This window comes from Bradyrhizobium sp. RDM12, from assembly GCF_051917485.1.
Lineage (GTDB): Bacteria > Pseudomonadota > Alphaproteobacteria > Rhizobiales > Xanthobacteraceae > Bradyrhizobium.
This window is the reverse complement of the sequence record NZ_CM133064.1, coordinates 357018-375588: the sequence shown is the minus strand read 5'-3', so window position 1 is coordinate 375588 and position 18571 is coordinate 357018. Positions and strand designations below refer to the sequence as shown.

14 protein-coding genes and 4 pseudogenes are annotated in these 18571 nt (G+C 64.1%); 12 read left to right on the top strand and 6 right to left on the bottom strand.

Going from position 1 to position 18571, the window contains the following annotated elements; all coding sequences use genetic code 11:
* Positions 1 to 124: 124 nt before the first annotated feature.
* Together ACTGJ9_RS01780 and ACTGJ9_RS01775 are read left to right on the top strand one after the other, a co-directional pair.
* Positions 125 to 2046: pseudogene (locus ACTGJ9_RS01780) on the top strand (propionyl-CoA synthetase).
* Between the two features lie 193 nt (positions 2047 to 2239).
* Positions 2240 to 2509 carry a hypothetical protein gene (locus tag ACTGJ9_RS01775; protein ID WP_456675672.1) on the top strand — a complete coding sequence of 90 codons (270 nt, stop codon included), beginning with the start codon at positions 2240 to 2242 and terminating at the stop codon, positions 2507 to 2509.
* Positions 2510 to 2651: 142 nt separating this feature from the next.
* On the opposite strand, the gene ACTGJ9_RS01770 is transcribed toward ACTGJ9_RS01775, so the two are convergent.
* Complete coding sequence (locus ACTGJ9_RS01770) at positions 2652 to 3347, bottom strand: DUF1013 domain-containing protein (protein ID WP_456675671.1); 696 nt, start codon at positions 3345 to 3347, stop codon at positions 2652 to 2654.
* A gap of 265 nt (positions 3348 to 3612) precedes the next feature.
* Between ACTGJ9_RS01770 and ispH the strand changes: the two genes are divergently transcribed.
* Genes ispH through rnhA form a run of 3 tightly spaced genes read left to right on the top strand, consistent with a single transcriptional unit; the run spans position 3613 to position 6044 of the window.
* Positions 3613 to 4581 (top strand): 4-hydroxy-3-methylbut-2-enyl diphosphate reductase, encoded by a 969-nt coding sequence (gene ispH / locus ACTGJ9_RS01765; protein ID WP_456675670.1) that lies wholly within the window; start codon positions 3613 to 3615, stop codon positions 4579 to 4581.
* A gap of 6 nt (positions 4582 to 4587) precedes the next feature.
* Positions 4588 to 5583, top strand: a complete 996-nt coding sequence (locus ACTGJ9_RS01760) for a homoserine kinase (RefSeq protein ID WP_456675669.1) — start codon at positions 4588 to 4590, stop codon at positions 5581 to 5583.
* Positions 5580 to 6044, top strand: a complete 465-nt coding sequence (gene rnhA / locus ACTGJ9_RS01755; protein ID WP_456675668.1) for a ribonuclease HI — start codon at positions 5580 to 5582, stop codon at positions 6042 to 6044. Before ACTGJ9_RS01760 ends, rnhA begins: the two co-directional genes overlap by 4 nt.
* A 153-nt stretch (positions 6045 to 6197) precedes the next feature.
* On the opposite strand, the gene ACTGJ9_RS01750 is transcribed toward rnhA, so the two are convergent.
* The 5 genes and pseudogenes from ACTGJ9_RS01750 to ACTGJ9_RS01730 form a co-directional block, all read right to left on the bottom strand.
* On the bottom strand, positions 6198 to 6683 hold the full coding sequence (locus ACTGJ9_RS01750) for a redoxin family protein (protein WP_456675667.1): 486 nt from the start codon (positions 6681 to 6683) through the stop codon (positions 6198 to 6200).
* A 206-nt stretch (positions 6684 to 6889) separates the two neighbouring features.
* Positions 6890 to 8575, bottom strand: a complete 1686-nt coding sequence (locus tag ACTGJ9_RS01745) for a long-chain-fatty-acid--CoA ligase (protein ID WP_456675666.1) — start codon at positions 8573 to 8575, stop codon at positions 6890 to 6892.
* Between the two features lie 197 nt (positions 8576 to 8772).
* Positions 8773 to 10217 (bottom strand): annotated as a pseudogene (locus tag ACTGJ9_RS01740) (D-alanyl-D-alanine carboxypeptidase family protein).
* A 189-nt stretch (positions 10218 to 10406) separates the two neighbouring features.
* Positions 10407 to 12215: a glucan ABC transporter ATP-binding protein/ permease gene (locus tag ACTGJ9_RS01735; protein ID WP_456675665.1), complete on the bottom strand. Its 1809-nt coding sequence runs from the start codon at positions 12213 to 12215 to the stop codon at positions 10407 to 10409.
* A gap of 154 nt (positions 12216 to 12369) precedes the next feature.
* Positions 12370 to 12634 (bottom strand): annotated as a pseudogene (locus tag ACTGJ9_RS01730) (ABC transporter substrate-binding protein); the annotation flags it as partial.
* A gap of 281 nt (positions 12635 to 12915) precedes the next feature.
* On the opposite strand from ACTGJ9_RS01730, the gene ACTGJ9_RS01725 reads away from it, so the two are divergent.
* From ACTGJ9_RS01725 to ACTGJ9_RS01695, 7 genes and pseudogenes are all read left to right on the top strand, one after another.
* On the top strand, positions 12916 to 13293 hold the full coding sequence (locus ACTGJ9_RS01725; RefSeq protein WP_456675664.1) for a hypothetical protein: 378 nt from the start codon (positions 12916 to 12918) through the stop codon (positions 13291 to 13293).
* A 102-nt stretch (positions 13294 to 13395) separates the two neighbouring features.
* The gene (hisE, locus tag ACTGJ9_RS01720; RefSeq protein ID WP_456675663.1) at positions 13396 to 13800 is read left to right on the top strand and encodes a phosphoribosyl-ATP diphosphatase; all 405 of its coding nucleotides are present in this window, start codon (positions 13396 to 13398) and stop codon (positions 13798 to 13800) included.
* 56 nt (positions 13801 to 13856) lie between these two features.
* Positions 13857 to 14437 (top strand): annotated as a pseudogene (locus tag ACTGJ9_RS01715) (YqaA family protein).
* 68 nt (positions 14438 to 14505) lie between these two features.
* A complete protein-coding gene (locus tag ACTGJ9_RS01710; protein WP_456675662.1) occupies positions 14506 to 15024 on the top strand; it encodes a hypothetical protein in 519 nt (172 codons plus the stop codon).
* A 27-nt stretch (positions 15025 to 15051) separates the two neighbouring features.
* The gene (locus tag ACTGJ9_RS01705) at positions 15052 to 16452 is read left to right on the top strand and encodes an aspartate ammonia-lyase (protein ID WP_456675661.1); all 1401 of its coding nucleotides are present in this window, start codon (positions 15052 to 15054) and stop codon (positions 16450 to 16452) included.
* 298 nt (positions 16453 to 16750) lie between these two features.
* Positions 16751 to 17719, top strand: coding sequence for an NAD(P)H-dependent flavin oxidoreductase (locus ACTGJ9_RS01700; RefSeq protein ID WP_456675660.1), 969 nt, complete (start codon positions 16751 to 16753; stop codon positions 17717 to 17719).
* Positions 17720 to 17730: 11 nt separating this feature from the next.
* The gene (locus ACTGJ9_RS01695; RefSeq protein ID WP_456675659.1) at positions 17731 to 18504 is read left to right on the top strand and encodes a thioesterase family protein; all 774 of its coding nucleotides are present in this window, start codon (positions 17731 to 17733) and stop codon (positions 18502 to 18504) included.
* The last annotated feature ends 67 nt before the right edge of the window (positions 18505 to 18571 follow it).

The window sequence follows — 18571 nt, the reverse complement described above, 5'->3', positions numbered from 1 at the left end:
TGAACCGCGGCCCGTTCCCGGGAAAATACCCCTCAAACAAGGCCGGCACTTGATCTCTCTATGGCGGGACTGAGATCCCGCGGTCAGGTCAAGGCGAGGCCGGTAAAGGAACGGGAGCGCGGGAATGAATGTCCGAGGAAACGTCGGCGGAAAGAGCCCTTATCACGAGGTCCATGCGCGTTCGCTGGCCGATCCCGAGGGCTTTTGGGCCGAGGCGGCGAAGGAGATCGACTGGATCGAGCCGCCGAAAAAGATATTCGATGCCACCCAGGGTGTCTACGGCCGCTGGTTCACCGGCGGCGTCGTCAACACCTGCTACAACGCGCTGGACCGCCATGTCGAACGCGGCCGGGCCGAGCAGGTCGCGCTGATCCACGATTCACCGCTGACCAATTCGGTGACCAAATTCACCTATGCCGAGCTGCTGGTCGAGGTGCAGGCGCTCGCCGCCGTCATGCAGGATTTTGGCGTGGCCAAGGGTGACCGCGTCATCCTCTATATGCCGATGGTGCCCGAGGCTGTGGTCGCGATGCTCGCCTGCGCGCGCATCGGCGCGGTGCATTCCGTGGTGTTCGGCGGCTTTGCCGCAAAAGAGCTTGCGACCCGCATCGACGATGCGCAGCCAAAACTCATTCTTTCCGCAAGCTGCGGCGTCGAGCCCGGCCGCATCGTGCAGTACAAGCCGCTGCTCGACGAGGCAATCAAGCTCGCGGCTGCCAAGCCGCAGGCCTGTATCGTGCTGCAACGTCCGCAACTGATCTGCGACCTCACGCCGAGGCGCGACTATGACTGGGCGAGCCTGCGCCGCAAGGCCATGAACGACGGCAAGAAAGCGCCTTGCGTGCCCGTTGCCGCCACCGACCCGCTCTACATTCTCTATACGTCAGGCACGACCGGTGTTCCCAAGGGCGTCGTGCGCGACAATGGCGGGCATCTGGTCGCCGTGAAATGGTCGATGTTCAACCTCTATGGTGTCAAGCCGGGCGAGGTCTGGTGGTGCGGCTCCGACATCGGCTGGGTGGTCGGCCACAGCTACATCGTCTACGGCCCGCTGCTGCATGGCGCGACCTCGATCATGTATGAGGGCAAGCCGATCGGTACGCCCGATGCCGGCGCGTTCTGGCGCGTCATCAGCGAGCACAAGGCAGTCGCATTTTTCACCGCGCCGACCGCGTTCCGTGCGATCCGGAAGAGGATCCGGAAGGCAAGTTCATCCGGCACTACGATCTGTCGAAATTCCGCACGCTGTTTCTTGCGGGCGAGCGTGCCGATCCGCCGACGGTGGAATGGGCGGAGCAGCAGCTGAAGGTGCCTGTCATCGATCATTGGTGGCAGACCGAGACCGGCTGGTGCATCGCCGGCAATCCGGTGGGGCTCGGCCAACTGCCGGTGAAGCACGGCTCGCCGACGGTGCCGATGCCGGGCTACCAGGTCGATGTCGTCGATGAAGCGGCAAAACCCGTCGGTCCCGATACCATGGGCTCGATCGTCATCAAGCTGCCGATGCCGCCGGGCTGCCTGCCGACGCTGTGGAATCAGGATACGCGCTTCAAGGAAGCTTACCTCAGCGAATTCCCCGGCTACTACAAGACGTCGGATGCCGGCTACAAGGACGCGGACGGCTATGTCTTCGTCATGGGCCGCACCGACGACATCATCAATGTCGCCGGCCACAGGCTCTCCACCGGCGGCATGGAGGAGATTCTGGCTTCGCATCCGGATGTCGCCGAATGCGCCGTGCTCGGCATCAGGGACGCGATCAAGGGCGAGGTGCCCTGCGGCTTGCTGGTGCTGAAAGCCGGCGTGAAGCGCCCGCCCGCCGAGATCGAGAAGGAGATCGTAGCACTTGTGCGCGACCGGCTCGGCCCCGTTGCCGCCTTCAAGCTCGCCATCACCGTAGGCCGCCTGCCCAAGACGCGCTCGGGCAAGATCTTGCGCGGCACCATCAAGAAGATCGCCGACGGCGAGGTGTGGGCCATGCCCGCGACGATCGAGGACCCGAAGGTGCTGGACGAGATCGGAGAGGCGCTGAAGGGGCGGGTGTGAATTTTTCTCCGCTGTCATCACCCGCGAAAGCGGGTGATCCAGTATTCCAGAGACGGCGATGCTAGAGCCGAGAAGCCGCGGCGTACTGGATTCTCTGCCTTCGCGGGGAATGACAGCGAGCGCGGAGTGGCGTCTGCGGACTTACATTCTCCGTATTCCGCGCTAAACAGGGGCGGCTAATAAGGGACCTCGTATGCCACTCGCCACCGCGCCGCGCCTGCTCGCAGTTGCCCTGCTCGCCATTGCTCTCTCGGCCTGCTCGGCGCGTTACCAAACGCCGACGGCGATGGGCGGAGACGACGATGATGCGGTGTGCCAGAGCCGCGGTTACGCCGTGGGCTCGCCGGAATATGTGGCCTGCCGCAAGGACCGCGACGTGCAGCGCAGTGGCGCCATCTCACGCGCCGATCGTCGACAGCGCGACCTCGGCGAATACATGCTGAACCATCCGGATCGACCGTAAGGCGGAGCGCTGTCTCGCCTGCAATGTGGTGATGGAGGCACGGTATTTTCCCAACGACGACACCGGAGAGATCACGCACAAAAAAACGCGGCAAGTCGCCTTGCCGCGTTCTGATTGCGTTCGATAACTGAAAGAGCGAGGCCTATTCCTCCTCTTGCTCCTGCTTCTTGCCGCCGAGGGTCTTCAGCTTGGCGAAGACGGCATCGACGTTGAGGTCGTCGCTCGACTTCTCCGACGGCTCGTACTCGTCCTTCTTGGTGGTCTCGGAGGCCGGCAGCAGGGTGGCGCCGCCATAGGCTGCGTCGATCGGCTTCTCCTTGGCCGCGCGCGCCACTTCGAAGTCGAGCTCGATCTGCGAGCAGAGGCCGAGGGTGACCGGGTCGATCGGGGTCAGCTGGGAGGTGTTCCAGTGGGTGCGGTCGCGGACGCTGGCGATCGTGCTCTTGGTGGTGCCGACCAGGCGCATGATCTGGGCGTCCTTGAGCTCCGGATGGCTGCGCAGCAGCCAGAGGATGGCGCTGGGGCGCTCGTGGCGGCGCGACACCGGAGTGTAGCGCGGACCCTTGCGCTTGGGCTGGGGCGGCAGCACAACCTTGCTCTCCTGGAGGCGGAGCCGGTAGTCCTGGTTCTTCTCGCCCTTCTCGATCTCCTCGCGGGTCAGCTGGCCGTTGGAAATCGGGTCCATGCCCTTGATGCCCTGCGCGGCGTCACCGTCGGCGATCGCACGCACCTCGAGGGGGTGCATCTTGGTGAAATCGGCGACCTGGTCGAAGGTCAGCGCGGTGTTGTCGAGCAGCCAGACGGCGGTCGCCTTGGGCATCAGAGGTGCGTTGCTCATGGCAAATCTCCTTTGTGCTTCGCCCACCCCTCTGGAGGCGAAACCGGTGGTCATCAGCGATGACAGGGAATTCGCGCTATATAAGCCCTGAGGGGGTAGCCACGCAATGGTTCTGCTATAGATAGTGCCTTGACAGCGCCCGAAAGGGGGCCCAATTCCCTCTGAAGTCGCTCTAAAGTCCAAGCAGACCGCTTCAGGCCCTTTTCCATCCATCGACCGTCCCCCGCCAGAAGGCGAATGGGTGATTCGGTCCCGAGATTGCTCAATGTCAGCCAAACCAGACCTCAAGTTAGTGCTTTGTTCTCCTCGCGGCTTCTGCGCCGGAGTGGTCCGGGCGATCGACACCGTGGAACGGGCGCTCGATAAATACGGCGCCCCCGTCTATGTTCGCCATGAGATTGTGCACAACAAATATGTCGTGGATGGGTTGAAGAAGAAGGGCGCCATCTTCGTCGAGGAGCTGGCCGAGATCCCGGAGAACACCACCGCGCCGGTGGTGTTCTCGGCTCATGGCGTGCCGAAGTCGGTTCCGGCCGATGCCACGTCCCGCAATCTGTTCTCGCTGGATGCGACCTGCCCGCTGGTGACGAAGGTTCACCGCGAGGCCGCGATCCACTTCAAGCGCGGCCGCGAGATCTTCCTGATCGGCCATTCGCACCATCCCGAAGTGGTCGGCACGCTCGGCCAGCTGCCGGTCGGCGCCGTCACCCTGATCGAGACCGCCGAGGACGCCAAGACCATCTCTCCGAAGGACCCCAACAACCTGGCCTTCGTGACCCAGACCACGCTGTCGATCGACGACACCGCGGAAATCGTGGCGCTGCTCAAGGAGCGCTTTCCGAACATCAACGGGCCGCACAAGGAAGACATCTGCTACGCCACCACCAACCGCCAGCTCGCGGTGAAGAAGGTGGCGCCGGTGGTCGACGCCCTGATCGTGGTCGGCGCGCCGAACTCGTCGAACTCGCAGCGCCTGCGCGAAGTCGCCGAGCGCGAGGGCTGCAAGGTTGCGGTGCTGGCGCAGCGCGCCGCCGACCTCGACTGGACGCGGTTCGAAAACATCACCAGCCTCGGCATCACCGCGGGCGCATCCGCGCCGGAAGTGATCGTCGAGGAGATCATGGATGCGTTCGCCGAGCGCTATACCCTGCATGTGGAGACGGTCTCGGCCGCCGAGGAGAACGAGTTCTTCCCGCTGCCGCGCCAGGTGCGCCCCGAAGCCGCCGCCGAGTAAATCGGCATGGCGGTCTACACCGACGTTGCCGCCGACGAGCTTGCGGATTTCCTGAGGCAATACGATCTCGGCGAGTTGCTCTCCTACAAGGGCATCGCCGAGGGCGTCGAGAACAGTAATTTCCTGCTGCATACGAGCCGAGGAAACGAGCAAGCCTCGTTCATCCTCACGCTCTATGAGAAGCGCGTGGCGAAGAACGATCTGCCGTTTTTCCTCGCGCTGATGACGCATCTCGCCGAGCACGGCGTCAGCTGCCCGCTGCCGGTGAGAGCGAAAGACGGCGAGGCGTTGCGCGAGCTGTCGGGACGCCCCGCGGCGATCATCACCTTTCTCGAAGGCGTCTGGCCGCGCAAGCCGAACGCGATGCATTGCGCCGGCGTCGGCCAGGGCCTCGCCCGGATGCATCTGGCAGGCGCCGATTTTGCGATCAAGCGTGCCAACGCGCTGTCGGTCGCGGGCTGGCGGCCGCTGTTCGATGCGGCAGCGCACCGTGCCGACGAGGTGCAGCCGGGGCTGCGCGCATTTCTCGCAGCCGAGCTCGACTATCTGTCGGGCGGCGTCTGGCCGAGCAATCTGCCCGAGGGCGTGATCCACGCCGACCTCTTCAACGACAACGTCTTCTTCCTCGGCGACAAGCTCTCGGGGATCATCGACTTCACCTTCGCTTGCAACGACATGCTCGCCTACGACGTCGCGATATGTCTCAACGCCTGGTGCTTCGAGCCTGATCACTCGTTCAACGTCACCAAGGCGCGCGCCTTCCTGAACGCCTATGGGCGTGTGCGAAAGCTCTCCGAGGCGGAAGAGGCGGCGTTGCCGCTGCTGGCGCGCGGTGCTGCGATCCGCTTCCTGCTGACGCGGCTGGTCGACTGGCTCAACGTGCCGCCGGGCGCGCTGGTCAAGCCGAAGGATCCGCTCGAATATTTTCGCAAGCTGCGCTTCCACCAGAGCGTTTCCAGTGCGCGCGATTACGGGCTGCTGCCGTCAGGACTGGTCGGGTGAGCGAGCTTCCCAACGTCACGATCTACACCGACGGCGCCTGCTCGGGAAATCCCGGGCCGGGCGGCTGGGGCGCGATCCTGAAGTTCGGCGACAAGGAGAAAGAGCTGAACGGCGGCGAGCGCCACACCACCAACAACCAGATGGAGTTGATGGCGGCGATCTCGGCGCTCGAAGCCCTGAAGAAGCCGTGCACCGTCGATCTCTATACCGACAGCCAGTATGTCCGCCAGGGCATCACCGGCTGGATCCACGGCTGGAAGCGCAATGGCTGGCGCACCGCCGACAAGAAGCCGGTCAAGAACGTCGAGCTATGGCAGCGTCTCGATGCCGCGCTGAAGGCGCACGAGGTGCGCTGGCACTGGGTGAAGGGCCACGCCGGGCATCCCGAGAACGAGCGGGCGGATCAACTGGCGCGCGACGGGATCGTCAAGGCGCGGTTGCAGCAGCGGATCGTAGAGTAGGGTGATCGACGTCGTCGCAGACGCGACCTCATTCTCAACCGTCATCGCCGCGCCGCGGCGGCTGTAATGAATCTCGACGTCCCTGGAATACTGTATGCCCCGCTTTCGCGGGGCATGACAGTGTCATTTGTGGCCGAGAGCGGCGCCTCGAGCTCAGAGTTGTCCCAGCAGCGTATCGCCGCCGGATACCTCGACATTGCCGGGCATCGCCTCCAGGTTCAGCTTCTTGACCACGCCGTCCTCGACCAGCATCGAATAGCGCTTGGAGCGGATGCCGAGGCCATTGCCGGAGGCGTCCAGCTCCATACCGATCGCCTTGGTGAAGTCGGCATTGCCGTCGGCGAGGAAGATCGCCTCGTCGCGCTGGTCGGTGTCGCGCTTCCAGGCGTTCATGACGAAGGCGTCGTTGACGGAGACGATCGCGATGGTATCGACGCCCTTGCCCTTGATGGCATAGGCGTTGAGAAAGATGCTCGGCAGATGCATCTTGTGGCAAGTGCCGGTATAGGCGCCGGGCACCGCGAACAGCGCCACCTTCTTGCCCTTGAAGATATCGTCGGTGGTCTTCACCTGCGGGCCTTCCGCCGTCATCACGCGGAATTTCGCCTCGGGCAGCTTGTCGCCAGTCTGAATGGTCATTGTGAATTCTCCGTGGAAAGGGGCGGGGCTGTTCTAGAGCATTTTACCGGCTGAGGGAAACGGCTTCAGAGCGCCGTGTTGAGCAGTGGCTGCCAATTTTCTCGTCATTGCGAGCGGAGCGAAGCAATCCAGAGATGTCGCCGCGGTGACACTCTGGATTGCTTCGTCGCGAAGGGCTCCTCGAATGACGGCGGAGTGAGGCGGGACTACGCCGCCTCAGCCTTTTTCTCGTCGCGAAGCTCGCGGCGCAGGATCTTGCCGACATTGGTCTTGGGCAGCTCGGTGCGGAATTCGATCTGCTTGGGTACCTTGTAGCCGGTGAGCTGTTCGCGGCAGAACTTGATGACGTCCTCCGCCGTGAGGTTCGGGTTCTTCTTCACCACGAAGGCCTTCACCGCTTCGCCGGACCCGCTGTCGGGAACGCCGATCACGGCGCATTCAAGCACGCCCGGATGGCTCGCGATCACTTCCTCGATCTCGTTCGGATAGACGTTGAAGCCGGAGACCAGGATCATGTCCTTCTTGCGGTCCACGATCTTGGTGTAGCCCTTCTCGTCCATGATGCCGATGTCGCCGGTGCGGAAATAGCCGTCCGCGGTCATCACCTTCGCCGTCTCCTCCGGCCTGTTCCAATAGCCCGACATCACCTGCGGGCCCTTGGCGCAGATCTCGCCGGGTTGGCCGAGCGGGACTTCGTTGCCGTCGTCGTCGCGGATCGAGATCCAGGTCGAGGGCACGGGGATGCCGATGGTGCCGTTGAACTCGGAGTTGGTCGCGGTGTTGCAAGTCAGCGTCGGGGCAGTCTCCGACAGGCCATAACCTTCCGCGATCGAGCAGCCGGTGATCGTCTTCCATTGCTCGGCGACAGGGCGCTGCACGGCCATGCCGCCGCCATTCGAGATCTTCAACTTGGAGAAGTCGAGCTTCTTGAAGTCGGGATGGTGCATCAGGCCGTTGTACAGCGTATTCACCGCCGGGAAGCTGTTGACCTGGTATTTTGCGAGTTCCTTGACGAAGCCCGCGATGTCGCGCGGGTTGGGGATCAGGAGATTGCAGCCGCCGGCGCGCACCGCGAGCAGGTAGCAGGCCGTCAGTGCGAAGATGTGATAGAGCGGCAGCGCGCACACGATCATGAGCTGATCGACATGCGGCGGTGAGGCGAGCGCCGGCTGCAGCCATGCGTCGTTCTGCAGCACGTTGGCGACGATGTTGCGGTGAAGCAGCGTGGCGCCCTTGGAGACACCGGTGGTGCCGCCGGTATATTGCAGGAAGGCGACGTCGCCGGGCGACAGCTTTGGCTTGTTGAAGGTTGCACCCCGGCCGGCCGAGAGCGCGTCGTTGAACGAGACAGCGCCCGGCAACGACCAGGCCGGTACCATCTTCTTGACGCGGCGGACGACGAGATTGACGATCACGCCCTTGAAGCCGAGCAGGTCGCCCATGCTGGCGACGATGACATGCTTGACCTGCGTCTTCGCGATCACCTGCTCGACGGTATGCGCGAAGTTCTCCAGCACGATGATTGCTTCGGCGCCGGAATCCTTGAGCTGATGATCGAGCTCGCGCGGGGTATAGAGCGGATTGACGTTGACCACGGCAAAGCCGGCGCGCAGCGCCGCGGCGGTGGCGACCGGATATTGCAGCACGTTCGGCATCATGATCGCGACGCGCGCGCCGCGTTGCAGACCGCGTCCCTGCAGGTAAGCAGCGAGCGCCAGCGACATCTGGTCGAGCTCGCGATAGCTGATCGCCTTGTCCATGCAGATGAACGCCTTGCGGTCGGCGAACTTGGCAAAACTCTCCTCAAGGAGGTCGACCAGCGATGCGTATTGCGTCGGCTCGATATCAGCGGGCACGCCGGGCGGATATTGCTTGAGCCAGATGCGCTCCATGGAAATTCCCCTCTCTTGCACCAGAGCCCGTTGTGTCTCGGGCTTGCCTTATTGCGGGCAGTATCGAGCCTGCCGGAACGGCTGGCAAGCGGTCGAGGCTTTAGGGCAAAGGCCGGGGAGTTGGCTACTGGAATCGTCGCAAATCACTGCCGCAGGTGCGAAGTGCGGGCGCAGCCATGCGGGCCGGGAGTGTTAACCTAGCTGTTGTTGGGCGCGGGCTTCGGCTTGGTGGCAGCTTTGGGCTTGGCCGGCTTGGCAGCCTGATCGCCGCTCGCCGCCGGCTTCTCAGAAGGCTTGGCCGCGGCATGCTTGCTCGCCGCCGGTTTGGCCGCGCTCTTGGTGTCACTCTTGGCAGCCGCGTCAGGCTTGGCGGCTGCCGGCTTCGCCGCGGCAGTCTTGTGATCGGTGTTGGCGTCGCTGCCGGCATCGGGCTTCTTGGCGGCGACACGCGACTTCTTGCCACGCGCCTTCGGCGGGGTCTGCTGATCGGTGTCGGCCGCGACCGCCGCGACCAGAGCCGCGCCGGTGCGGGTCGGGCCGGTGTAGACCACCACGGGCTCTGCAGCTGCCGGCGCCGAAGCCATCAGCTCGGATGCCTTCATCAGCGGAGGCTGGAGCCCTGCCGTGAAGAATGTCACCTGGGCCTCGCCGCCAGTGGCAGACCCGCTCGTGCCGCCGCTGTTGGTCGCGATCAGCGCATCGTCATCGTCGCTGGCCGGCCGCTTGCGATGGCCACCGCACATCTCCTCGCGCAAATTCGGCGGCGATGCGTCGACCGGCACGAGGTTTTCGACGGTGCCGAGCGAGGGTCGCAGCCACGACAGAGTGTCCTGGCTGAAGCCGCGCTCGAGCAGTTGCGCCGCCTTCACCGCGCGCGCGGTGCCGGAATTGGCGCCGAGCACCACCGCGATCAGGCGGCGGCCGTTGCGCGTGGCGGAGGCCACGAGGTTGTAGCCGGAGGCGCAGATGAAGCCGGTCTTGAAACCGTCGGCGCCGGGATAGCGGCCGATCAGCTTATTGAAATTGGGGGTGATGCGCTTGCCGAAGCGGATCGCCGGGATGTGCACGAAGTACTCGTATTCCGGGAGGTCGCGCAGGAACGAGCGGGCGAGAATGCCGAGATCGCGTGCCGAGGTGACGTGTCCATCCGCGGGCAGGCCGTTCGGATTGACGTAGTTGGTCTGCGTCATGCCGAGCTTCTTCGCGGTGTCGTTCATCATCACGGAGAAGCCGTCGATCGAACCGCCCAGGCCTTCGGCGAGCACCACGGCCATGTCGTTCGCCGACTTGACCATCATCATCTTCAGCGCGTTGTCGACGGTAACCTGCGTTCCCGGACGGAGGCCCATCTTCGAGGGCGATTGCGAGGCGGCCGTCGGCGACACCGTGAGCAGCGTGTCGAGCGTGATCTTGCCGTCCTTCACCGCCTTCAGCGTCACATAGGCGGTCATGATCTTGGTGACGGAAGCCGGATACCACGGCACGGTCGCGTTGTCGGCCTGCAGTACCTTGCCGGTGTCGGATTCGATCAGAAGCAGTGCTTCGGCATGCGCAAAGCGCGGCGCAAGCAGCGCGCCGATGGCGAGTGCTGCGGCGAACAGGTTGAACAGGATTTGCGAAGCAGCGGGCGAAAGGCGTGCACTATCCGATTCCGGTCCTTGGAGATCCGCCGGTTCCGGTCGGATCTCGTGATCTCTCGTTCGGTTTTGAAATCCAGCGCCGCCGCTTGCGGCAGCGCAAACCTATACCGGCTCGTGCGTCGAGAATAGGGGTTTCGACCGCGTATTCCGCAATGAAATAGGCTGAATTTCGACGGTGCTACGGGGACTTGTTATGGGGATTTGGCGGCAGAGGCCGCAGCCTCGGCGGCACCCACGGCGGGCCGCGCATTGGCCTGAGCGCTTTCCTGCACCATGAACTGTGCCCTGGCGAGCTCGGCAAAATGGCCGCCTTTGGCGACGAGTTCATCAAAAGTTCCGCTTTCGACCACCCGGCCGTTCTCGAACACCAGGATCCGCGTGGCATTGCGGATGGTGGAGAGGCGGTGGGCGATCACGAAGGTGGTGCGGCCCTTCATCACTTCATCGAGAGCGGCATTCAGCTTGGCCTCGGTGACGGCGTCGAGCGCGCTGGTCGCCTCGTCCAGGATCAGGATCGGCGGGTCCTTGAGCAGCGCGCGTGCGATCGACAGCCGCTGCCGTTCGCCGCCGGACAGCATGCGGCCGCGCTCGCCGGCATTGGTCTCGAAACCGCCGCTGCGCTCGATGAACTCGAGCGCCTGCGCGCGTTCGGCCGCCTTGCGCATCTCCGCGTCGGTTGCGTCCGGCTTGCCGACGCGCAAATTTTCCGCGATCGAGCGGTTGAACAGCAGCGCTTCCTGGAACACGACGCCGATGTTCCGCCGCAGCGAGGTCAGCGTCACGCCGCGCACGTCCATGCCGTCGATCTTGATGAAGCCGGACTGGGGATCGAAGGCGCGGTGCAAGAGCGCGATCGCGGTCGACTTGCCGGCGCCGGTCGGGCCGACCAGCGCAATGGTCTGGCCGGGCAGCGCGGTGAAGGAGAGATCCTCGACCGCGGGCCGCTTGCCGTCATAGGAGAAGGTGACGTCATTGAACTCGACGAGGCCGGAGAGCCGCCCCGCATCGATCGCGTCGGAGCGGTCGTGCACCGCGGGCACGGCGTCGAGGACGTTGAAGAACTCGCGCAGGCGCGGCGCTTCCATGAACACGTTGTTGATGAAACTCACGATCTGCTCGAGCCTCTGAATCAACAGCGTGGCGAAGCTCACGAACATCACGATCTCGCCAACCGAGGTCAGGCCCTGGTCGTGCAGAGCGATGCCGAGCGCGAAGATCGCGAGCACGGTGATGGTGGTCGAGGCGCGCGTGATCACAGTGACGAGCGCCCACCATGACAGCACCGGCATCTGCGCCGCGAGCAACTGGTCGGCAATGGAGCGCAGGCCCCGCACCTCGGACTCGACGCGGACGAAACTCTGCACCAGCGCGACGTTGCCGAGCGCGTCGGAGGCGCGCGCGGAGAGTTCGCTATACTGCTCCTCGACCTGCATCTGCATGCCGAAGGTCCTGCGCACCACGAAGGTCGTCAGCGCGGTGAAGACGATGCAGAGCACGAACAAGAGGATCGCGAGCCGCCAGTTCAGGTACAGCGACAGCGGCAGCAGCACCACGACTGAGAGGATCGCGGCAAAATGCTCGCGGAAGAAGCCGAGCCACAGCCGCCACAGCGCATCTGTGCCGTTCAGCATGACCTTCATCAGCCGGCCCGAATGGGTGCCGGAGTGGAACGTCAGGGGCAGTTGCAAAATGTGCTCGAAATAGCTGGTCAACACCGCCTGGCGCTGACGGTGGGAGAGCCGATCGGCCTGCAACGCCACCAGCGCGCTGCAGCCGATGGTGAACAGCCCGAACGCGACCCAGGCGATCAGGAACGGCCAGGCAGAGTTCGAGCCGGCTACCGTCTTGCCGGAGAGCACGTCGACGATGCGGCCGAACAGCACCGGCTCGGCGAATTGCGAGGCGGCCAGCAGGAGATTGGCGGCCGCCAGCAACCAGCCCAGCCGCGCCTCTTTTCCGAGCAGCTCGAGAACGCGGGTGTAGAGGCTGAAAATGGACATGCGGGGCCGAACTCTGGCGGATCAAACGGGATGGGCCGATATTCTAAGCAGGGATCGGCCGCGAGATACAGCGGAAGCTGCCGGTTTTGCTCAATTGATCAGCCGGCTTTCGACCGGCGGCAGGAACCGGCTATCGAAGATGTCGCCCGTCGGCCGGCACGCCGCGGTCGCGCAAATTCACGGCCGAGAGATAGGAGACGCCGGCGACGGCGTCGACCTGTGCTGCCGAGAGCACCGGCTCGCGCACTGCCGCACTCATCTTGAAGAATTTGACATGCGAGACGTCAATGCCGTTCTGCCGTGCAGCGCCGGCGACAGCCGGATCGACAGATCGCTGTCAGCGCGCCGACGGTCTTGCCGTCGAGATCGGAGAGCAGATGGATGCCGCGGCTCTTGCGCGCGCCGATTGCGCAAGGCGACGTCGCGTGCGGCAGGCACGATCGAGAGGGCCAGTAGGCACCGAGAGACGATTGTCTTGAATCCAACCATCGGTCGTGGCGGTCCGCATTGCTGTGGTTTCGTGACGCTCGCAGCGCCGGCCACCACATCAACATGAACGGCGGATGAGCGGCGGTTGCGTCACGATCACGCAGTCCCGTTCAGCTTCTGTTGGGTTGGGGAACTCAATATGGGCTGCGGTGTTTGGAAGACATGAGCCTGTCTCGAGGCACCAATGCAGGTCCCAAGGAGGGTCCACGCCATGTTTAACCGATTTTCAAAATTTGCCGGCCGCAAGGCCGTTCTCGCCACCGCTGCGGTGCTGGCGCTGACCACCGTCGCCCCCACGGCATCATTCGCGGGCGGCCGCCACTGGCATGGCGGCGGCGGCGCGGCCTTTGCCGGCGCAGCTATTGCCGGCGCCATCGGCACTGGCCTCGCGATCGCAGCAACTCGCGATGCGTATGCCTACGACGCCCCGGCCTATTACGGCGGCGGTCCGGTCTATTACGATGACGGACCGGTCTACTACGGCGGCCCGAGCTATCACTACAGCAACAGTCGCGAGTTCCCGGGCCATGGCAATGTCGGTCGCGACCCCTTTGCCACTTGCAGCCGAGGCGGCGCGAATTGTTGGTAAGTCATTGACCACGAAAGGCCGGCGCGCTTGTCGCGCCGGCCTTTTTGTCTTTTAATGTCAAGCGTTAACGCGTCGGCCATTTGTTTAGAGTAGTTTTGCTACATGAGTGATTCGCTTGAGCGGCTATATCTGGCTGTGCTCGCGGCCAGGGACCTTGATCCGGCGACATCGCGTACTGCCCGGCTGTTTCAGCGCGGGCCCTCCAAAATGGCGAAGAAGCTGGCCGAAGAGGCGATCGAGGTCGTGATCGACGCGGTCAATGGCGACACCGAGGCCGTGGTCAGGGAAAGCGCCGATCTGCTCTACAATCTCACCGTGCTCTGGGCTTCCGCCGGCGTGCGCCCCGAAGATGTCTGGCGTGAAATGTCGCGGCGTGAGGACATGTTAGGCATTGCCGAAAAGCTGCCGAAATCGCCGATGAAGCTGCCCAAAGTCGCGTCAGCGCGTATTTCGGCCCGGCGGCCAATTGTTGCGCTCGAAGGGCGCGCGGCACGCAAACGGCACTAAAGCGTCACAAAACTCCACAATGGACAAATCCGTCCCATGGTGCTTCATCGCGGCGCATGCTGAAACGTATCTACGACTGGTGCATCGACGCCGCCCACAAGCCTTACGCGCTCTGGATCATGGGTGCCGTGGCTTTCGCCGAAAGCTCGTTCTTTCCCGTTCCCCCGGACGTGATGCTGATCCCGATGTCGCTGGCGCGCCCGCAGCGCGCCTGGCTCTACGCCGCGATCTGCACGCTTACCTCGGTGGTCGGCGGTCTGCTCGGCTACGCCATCGGTGCGCTGCTGTTCGACTCGGTCGGCCATTGGCTGATCCAGGTCTACGGGCTCGGCGACAAGGTCGATGCTTTCCGCGCCTCCTACGCGGAATGGGGCGCGGTGATCATCCTGCTCAAGGGCCTGACGCCGATCCCCTACAAGCTCGTCACCATCACCTCGGGCTTTGCCGGCTACAATCTCGTTCTTTTCATCCTGTGCTCCATCGTGGCGCGCGGCGGGCGCTTCTTCATCGTGGCGATCCTGCTCAACCGTTACGGTGACTGGATTGGGTTCGGATCGAGAAGCATCTCGGCCTCTGGGTTGCGCTCGGCGCTGCGGTGCTCGTGCTCGGCTTCGTGATCGCGATCAAGCTGATCTAGGGCTTCAGATTCTAAGACTTGGATCCCCAGCGCTTTGACGCCGCGCCGGCTTCGGCTACGGTTGCCCTATGATGGTTCGATCCGGAAATCCGGCAGTGCGGCTCGGGACGCTGGTCTCGGCGGTGTTGCTGCTCCTGCCCGGTGCCGGCGGGACCGGGCGGGCGCAGTCGGCGCCGCCGTCGCTTGGCTTGCAGGAGCAGGGGCCGCAGGCCGCGCCGCCTTCAACGCCCGCACCTTCGGAAAATCCCGGTCTGATCAACGAAATGGGCAAGCTGGTCGAGAAGCTGCCCTCGATCCTGCCGCCGATCAAAAGCCCGAGCGAGGCCATGAACGATTTGTCGCGCCTGGCGCGGCCGTCCACCATGGTGTCGGGGCGCGTGGCTTGTCCGGTCTCGCCAAGCGGCGGGCCCGACTGCAAGCTCGCTGCCGATCAGCTCTGCCAGGGGAAGGGCTACAAGGAAGGCAAGAGCTTGAACACCGATTCCGCCGAGAAGTGCTCGGCCAAGGTTCTCATTCCGGGCAGGCAACGCAAGCCGGATGATTGCCGCACCGATACCGTCGTCACCAGCGCGGTGTGCCAGAACTGAGGACGTCGCGCGACCAAAGGAGCGCCCATGAGCCGCACTGAGCAGGACTTCCTCGGTCAGCGTGAGATCGCCGACAACATCTACTACGGCGTCCAGACCATCCGGGGTAAGGAAAACTTCCACATCACCGGCATTCCGATGAACCAGGAGCCTTACTTCGTGAAGGCGCTGGGTTACGTGAAGAAGGCCGCCGCGATGGCCAACCGCGATCTCGGCGCGATCGACACCAAGGTGGCGGATGCGATCATCCTCGGTTGCGACCGCGTCATCGCCGGCGACATGATGGACCAGTTCGTCACCGACTTCATCCAGGGCGGCGCCGGCACCTCGACCAACATGAATGCCAACGAGGTGATCGCCAACCTCGCGCTGGAATCGCTCGGCTTCAACAAGGGCGACTACCAGCACGTCAGCCCGAACGACCACGTCAATTACGGCCAGTCGACCAACGACACTTATCCGACCGCGTTCCGGCTGGCGCTGATCCTGCGGCTCGAGAGCTACATGACGGCGCTGCGCCAGCTTCAGGAGGCCTTCTTCGCCAAGGGCCGCGAGTTCGAACGCGTGCTGAAGATGGGGCGCACGCATCTCCAGGACGCCGTGCCGATGTCGCTCGGCGCCGAATTCCGCGGTTGGGGCACGACGATCGGCGAGGAGGTCGATCGCATCTCCGAGGCGCGCGCATTGCTGCGCGAGATCAATCTCGGCGCCACGGCGATCGGCACCTCCGTGACCGCGGCGGTCGGTTATCCCAAGCTCGCGGTCCGCCATCTCAGCGCGCTGACCGGCGTCGACTTTATTCTCGCCGGCGATCTCGTGGAGGCAACCTCGGACACCGGCGCCTATGTGCAGCTCTCCGGCGTATTGAAGCGCACCGCGAGCAAGCTGACGAAAATCTGCAACGACATCCGCCTGCTCGCCTCCGGCCCGCGCGCCGGCTTCAACGAGATCAATCTGCCGCAACTGCAGCCGGGCTCCTCGATCATGCCGGGAAAGGTGAATCCGGTGATCCCCGAGGTCGTCAACCAGACCAGCTTCCTCGTCATCGGGCTCGACACCACGGTGACGCTGGCTGCGAGTGCCGGACAGCTCCAGCTCAACGTGATGGAGCCGGTGATCTCGTTTGCACTGTTCTTCTCGATCCGCACCATGGAGCGTGCCGTCAACAGCCTGCGCGAGAACTGCGTGGTCGGCATCACCGCCAACGAGGAGCACACCCGCAACATGGTGCTGAACTCGCTCGGCATCGTCACCGTGCTGAAGCCGCTGCTCGGCTACAAGCAATGCGCCGAGATCGCGCGCGAGGGCTACAAGAGCGGCAAGTCGCTGCACCAGATCGTGGTGGTCGAGCGCAAGCTTCTGACGCAGGAAAAATGGGACGAGATGTTCTCGTTCGAGCGGTTGATCAATCCGGATTTGCTTGGGTAGCTCATCCGCAGCTCTCGCCTCGTCATTGCGAGGAGCCCGCGACAAAATTGCTTCGCAATTTTGCGCTGGTGCGACGAAGCAATCCAGCGTCTCTCCGCGGAGGCAATCTGGATTGCTTCGCTTCCCTCGCAATGACGGAGAGGACGGATCGGTTGTACGGGAGCGGAATTCCGCATGTTGGAATTGCGGTAACCGCATCCGCAACGACGTCAAAACGCAATACTTGACAGTGGAAAGATTGCCTTGTTGGTATGGCTCCCAACCTTCAATGCGTCTGCTAACAAAGGATCGTTCCGCAATGTCCATGCCTGCTCTGTTCAAGGGACGCCTGTCGATCCCGGTGATCGGTTCGCCGCTCTTCATCATCTCGGTGCCCGACCTCGTGATCGCGCAGTGCAAGGCGGGCGTGGTCGGCGCGTTCCCGTCGCTGAACGCGCGGCCGCCGGAGCTGCTCGACGAATGGCTGGCGCGGATCACCGAAGAGCTCGCGGCCTACGACCGCGCCCATCCCGACAAGCCGTCGGCGCCATTCGCGGTCAACCAGATCGTGCACAAGTCGAACAACCGGCTCGATCACGACATGCAGCTCTGCGCCAAGTACAAGGTGCCGATGATCATCTCGTCGCTCGGCGCGCGCGAGGAGCTCAATCAGGCAGTTCACGGCTGGGGCGGCATCGTCTTCCACGACGTGATCAATCAGAAATTCGCCCACAAGGCGATCGAGAAGGGCGCCGACGGCCTGATCCTGGTCGCGGCCGGGGCCGGCGGCCATGCCGGCACCATCTCGCCGCTCGCTTTCGTAGCCGAAACGCGGAAGTGGTTTGACGGTCCGGTCGCGCTGTCGGGGGCCATCGGCAACGGCAAGGCGATCCGTGCCGCGCGCATCCTCGGTGCCGATTTCGCCTATATCGGCTCGGCCTTCATTGCGACCAAAGAGGCCAACGCGGTCGAGACCTACAAGGAGATGATCGCGGGCGCGAGCGCCGACGACATCGTCTATTCCAATCTCTTCACCGGCGTGCACGGCAATTATCTGAAGCCCTCGATCCTCGCCGCCGGCATGGATCCGGAAAACCTGCCGACCTCCGATCCCTCCAAGATGAACTTTGGCACCGACGCCTCCGGCGAGCGCGCCAAGCCGAAGGCATGGAAGGAGATCTGGGGCTCGGGCCAGGGCATCGGCAGCGTCGATGGCATCGTGCCCGCCGCCGAGATGATCGCGCGCTTCAAGAAGGAATACGACGAGGCGATCGATCCGCCGTTGTGATGGCGCTCGCGATGACCGCCATCTACCGCGTCGACGGCAATAGCGTCGTCACCAGTCCCAATGCCGCGGGGCCATGGGACCGGCGCATGCAGCACGGTTCGGCGCCATCGGCGCTGGTGACGTGGGCGGCGGAGCGCATTCCGACACAGGTCGCGATGAACGTCGCACGGGTCACCATCGACCTGATGCGCCCGGTGCCGGTGGCGCCGCTCACGATCGAGACCGAGGTTTTGCGCGAGGGCCGCAAGATCCAGCTCTGCGAGGTCAGGCTGCTCGCCGACGGCGTACAGGTCGTCGGCGCCACCGTGCTCAAGATCAAGCAACAGGCGCAGCCGCTGCCCGATGACGTCAGGGAGTTGCCGGTCACGCTGCCGTCGCCCGAGGACTCGCTGGTCGAGGACGGTCACGGCGCGACCAGCCCGTTCGCGGGCATGGTCTCGATGCGCGCCGCACGCGGCCGCTTCGGCCAGGCCGGCGCCGGTGCGATCTGGTTTCGCCTCGACCACGCGCTGGTCGAAGGCGAGGCGGTCTCGCAGGCGATGCGCGCCGTGGTCGCCGCCGATTTCTCCAACGGCACCGCCTCGACGCTCGACTTCCGCACCTGGACCTACATCAACGCCGACCTCTCGGTGAGCATGACGCGCCAGCCGGTCGGCGACTGGATCTTGCTCGATGGCAGATCCTGGATCGGCCCGGACGGCGCGGGGCTTGCGATGTCGCGGCTTGCCGATCGCCAGGGTTATTTCGGCCGCGCGGTGCAGAGCCTGGTGATCGAGAAGCGCTGAGCGTCGCGCCATGTGCCGCGCTTGCTGCCTGGACCGATTGAACGGCAGGCTTCCGCCGCCGCGGAAG

Bases quoted from the DNA above. Each gene is read 5' to 3' on its own strand.
- ACTGJ9_RS01735 (WP_456675665.1), bottom strand. From the start codon at position 12,215: ATGTCCATTTTCAGCCTCTACACCCGCGTTCTCGAGCTGCTCGGAAAA.
- ACTGJ9_RS01745 (WP_456675666.1), bottom strand. From the start codon at position 8,575: ATGGAGCGCATCTGGCTCAAGCAATATCCGCCCGGCGTGCCCGCTGAT.
- ACTGJ9_RS01750 (WP_456675667.1), bottom strand. From the start codon at position 6,683: ATGACCATTCAGACTGGCGACAAGCTGCCCGAGGCGAAATTCCGCGTG.
- ACTGJ9_RS01725 (WP_456675664.1), top strand. From the start codon at position 12,916: ATGTTTAACCGATTTTCAAAATTTGCCGGCCGCAAGGCCGTTCTCGCC.
- ACTGJ9_RS01770 (WP_456675671.1), bottom strand. From the start codon at position 3,347: ATGAGCAACGCACCTCTGATGCCCAAGGCGACCGCCGTCTGGCTGCTC.
- hisE (WP_456675663.1), top strand. From the start codon at position 13,396: ATGAGTGATTCGCTTGAGCGGCTATATCTGGCTGTGCTCGCGGCCAGG.
- ACTGJ9_RS01760 (WP_456675669.1), top strand. From the start codon at position 4,588: ATGGCGGTCTACACCGACGTTGCCGCCGACGAGCTTGCGGATTTCCTG.
- ACTGJ9_RS01705 (WP_456675661.1), top strand. From the start codon at position 15,052: ATGAGCCGCACTGAGCAGGACTTCCTCGGTCAGCGTGAGATCGCCGAC.
- ACTGJ9_RS01710 (WP_456675662.1), top strand. From the start codon at position 14,506: ATGATGGTTCGATCCGGAAATCCGGCAGTGCGGCTCGGGACGCTGGTC.
- ACTGJ9_RS01700 (WP_456675660.1), top strand. From the start codon at position 16,751: ATGTCCATGCCTGCTCTGTTCAAGGGACGCCTGTCGATCCCGGTGATC.
- ACTGJ9_RS01775 (WP_456675672.1), top strand. From the start codon at position 2,240: ATGCCACTCGCCACCGCGCCGCGCCTGCTCGCAGTTGCCCTGCTCGCC.
- ACTGJ9_RS01695 (WP_456675659.1), top strand. From the start codon at position 17,731: ATGACCGCCATCTACCGCGTCGACGGCAATAGCGTCGTCACCAGTCCC.
- ispH (WP_456675670.1), top strand. From the start codon at position 3,613: ATGTCAGCCAAACCAGACCTCAAGTTAGTGCTTTGTTCTCCTCGCGGC.